The organism is Streptomyces sp. 13-12-16, from assembly GCF_002114215.1.
GTDB lineage: Bacteria > Actinomycetota > Actinomycetes > Streptomycetales > Streptomycetaceae > Streptomyces.
The window spans coordinates 1-3,221 of the sequence record NZ_NCTE01000035.1 but is presented as its reverse complement, the minus strand read 5'-3'; the positions used below and the strand labels follow the sequence as shown (position 1 = coordinate 3,221).

Annotated in this window: 3 protein-coding genes; 1 reads left to right on the top strand and 2 read right to left on the bottom strand. The window is 73.7% G+C overall.

From position 1 onward, the window contains the following. Nucleotides 1-707 (bottom strand): alpha/beta fold hydrolase (locus B7767_RS01730; protein ID WP_256923287.1); only part of this gene is annotated, 707 nt, incomplete at its 3' end. Continuing rightward, nucleotides 704-1,732 (bottom strand): 3-oxoacyl-ACP synthase III family protein, encoded by a 1,029-nt coding sequence (locus B7767_RS01725; protein WP_085570523.1) that lies wholly within the window; start codon nt 1,730-1,732, stop codon nt 704-706. The genes B7767_RS01730 and B7767_RS01725, both read right to left, overlap by 4 nt. A 159-nt stretch (nt 1,733-1,891) precedes the next feature. Here B7767_RS01725 and B7767_RS01720 point away from each other — a divergent pair. Beyond that, nucleotides 1,892-3,221: polyketide synthase (locus B7767_RS01720; protein WP_143652140.1), on the top strand; the 1,330-nt coding region annotated here is incomplete at its 3' end.

The following is a 3,221-nucleotide window of genomic DNA, read 5'->3' as shown; positions in this document are numbered from 1 at the left end:
CCGCGGGGGATCGCCCGGACGGCGTCGGTGACCGCCCGGCGCTCCGCGCGGCGGGCGTGGGGCCGCAGATAGGCCCGGCGCTCGGCCGTGAGCAGCGGGCGGTGGACCCCGGCGCGCACGGCGACGCGGGCGAACGCGTTGGTGGCGTGGACGAACGCGGCGACCGGCCGGTGGTCACGGACCCACCGCAGGGGGAGCGGCAGCCGGAAGCCGCCCGGGAAGGGGAAGGCCACGGTGTTGCAGAAGGCCAGCCGGGCCACGACACCCGGGTTCCGCAGGGCCCAGGCGGCACCGAGCGGGCCGCCCCAGTCGTGCAGGACGAACGTCCAGCCCCGCTCGGGCAGCCCCTCGTCCCGCACCAGGTGGCGGTAGAGGCCGTCCAGGCCCTCCAGCTGGGCCTCGTAGGGGTCCGGGACCCCGTCCGCCGGCCGCAGGTGCCGGGACAGTCCGAAGCCCGGCAGGTCCGGTGCCAGACAGCGGGCGTGCGGGGAGAGCCGGTACAGCAGCCCCCGCCAGGCGTAGCTCCACGACGGGTTGCCGTGCAGGAACAGCACCGGCTGCCCGGAGCCGAGATCGAGATAGTGCTGTCCGGTGACCGGCACGCGCCGCCAGTGCCGGGGCGCGGGGTAGCCCGGCATCAGCCGCTCCAGCGTGGCGGGATCCGGTACGGGGGCGGGGGCCGGGGTGTCCACGGCCCGGGCGGTCACCACCGTACGAGAGCCAGACCGAAGCTGAAACCGCTGGCCAGGCCGATCATCGCCACCAGGTCCCCGCTCTCGATGCGGTCGGCCTCCCGCGCCTTGACCAGTTGCAGGGGGAGGGAGGCCGCCGCGCAGTTCCCGTGCTCGGCCACCGCGGGCAGGCAGCGGTCCTCGGGGAGGGAGAACCAGTCGATCACCTCGCGGTACTGCGGCATGGCGATCTGGTGGAAGGCGATGAAGGCGTAGGCGCCGGAACGCGCCGCCTCCAGTCCCTCCCCGGCGGTGTCCAGGATCCGGGGGAGCACGTCGAGCGCGGCCTGGCGCAGGTCCCCGTTCAGCCGCAGGGTGGTGTGGTCGTCGTGGACGGAGAGGTGGTGCATGCTCCCCCCGCCGGACACGGTGCAGGCGTTCCAGGCGGCGGAGTTGCTGACGAACCGCTGGGCCAGGATGCCGGGATCGCCGTCACCCGCGGGGCCGGCGGTGAGCACCATCGCGGCGCCGGCGTCGGAGGCGGTGTAGCCGGGCAGGGCCCTCAGCAGGTCCTCCCGGCCGGGGGCGTGCCAGCGGGTGGCCAGGGTGGAGGGTTCACCGCAGGCGATGAGGACCGTGCGGTAGCGGCCGGTCTCGATGAACGACGCGGCCACCTCCATGGCGTTGAGGAAGCTGTTGCAGGCGTTCTTGACGTCGAACACCGGGCACGAGGCGCCCAGTTTGGCGGCCACGAGGTGGGACGTGGCGGGTTCGACCAGGTCCTGCGAGGTGGAGGCGAACAGCAGCAGACCGATGTCGCCGATCTTCAGCCCCGACTCGTCGAGCGCCGTGCGGGCGGCCGTCACGGCGAGGTCGGAGGCGTCCTCGCCGTCCTCGTGCACATGGACCCCGCGCACCCCGGTGAGGTCCTCCAGCAGGCCGGGCGGCGGAGCGTAGCCACCCGTCTCGGTGATCTTGACGCGGATATCGTCCAAGGTCCGGTAACGGGACGGAAGATGAGCGGAGACGGCGGCGATACGGGCACGGATGGCTTCGGGCACCGCGCCACCGTAGCCGCTGCCGGACCGTAATGACGCATACGTAATGATGTACACCCCAACGAGTGATATGTAATGGATTTTTCCGCTCGTCGTCCCCTTCGCTCCGCTTCAATCCGCACGAGGGCCAGTGAATCGGCGTGAAGGGGCGGGGACTTGGCGATGCAGCAGCTTGAACGGGCCGTGGCGGTGGTGGGCGTGGGTTGCCGGCTCCCCGGAGGCGTCACCGACCTGGACGGCCTGTGGTCGGTGCTGCGCGACGGGCGGGACGTGGTCGGCGAGATGCCCGCCGACCGGCTGCCCCGCGACCGTACGGTCGACCCGGGGACCGTGCGCCCCGGCCGCAGCTACACCGCCGCCGGCGGCTTCCTCGACGACGTCGCCTCGTTCGACGCCGCCTACTTCGGCATGTCCCCCGCGGAGGCCCGGCACATCGACCCGCAGCAGCGGCTGCTGCTGGAGATGGCCGCCGAGGCACTGGACGACGCCGCCGTCCCCGCCGAATCGCTGGCCGGATCGGACACCTGCGTGTACGTGGGCGTCTCGGACCCCGGCTACGGCGTGAACCTGTCGATGATGCAGGACCACACGAGCCCGCACACCATGCCCGGCGCCACCCTGTCCATCACGGCGAACCGGATGTCGTACGCCTTCGACCTGCGCGGGCCGAGCATGGCCGTCGACACGGCCTGCTCCTCCGCCCTGGTGGCCCTGGACCGGGCCTGCCGCACCCTGCGCGAGGGGACCAGCCGCGTCGCCCTGGTGGGCGGCGTCAACGTGCTGTCCAACCCCTACTCCTTCGCCGGGTTCTCCTACGCGAACATGCTGTCGCGGCGCGGACGCTGCGCGGCGTTCTCCGCCGACGCCGACGGATTCGTCCGCGCGGAGGGCGGCGCGGTGCTCGTCCTCAAGCGCCTCGCGGACGCGGTGGCGGACGGCGACCGCGTCCACGCCGTACTGGCCGCCACCGGCAACAACACCGACGGCCGCAGCACCGGCATGATCGTCCCCAGCGCCGAGACGCAGGAGGCGCTGCTGCACACGGTCTACGCGGAGGCCGGGATCGACGCCGACGACCTGGTCTACGTCGAGGCCCACGGCACCGGCACCCAGGTCGGGGACCCGGCGGAGGCCGAGGCCATCGGCCGGGCACTGGGCCGGAGCCGGCGCGGCGGCCCGCTGCCGATCGGCTCGGTGAAGTCGAACCTCGGCCACCTGGAACCCGCCTCCGGGATGGCCGGCCTGCTCAAGGCGATCCTGGTGCTGCGCCACCGGCTGGTGCCGGCGTCCCTGCACGCCCTCCCCCTCAACCCCCGGATCGACTTCGACGGCCTGGGACTGGCCCCCGCCGTCGAGCCCGTCCCGCTGGAGCCGGGGGAGCGGTCCGCCGTGGGAGTGAGCGCCTTCGGCTTCGGCGGGGCCAACGCCCACGCCGTCGTCACCCCGCCGCCCGCCGCCCGCGCGACCGAGCCGGGCCCGGCGCCGGACGGGC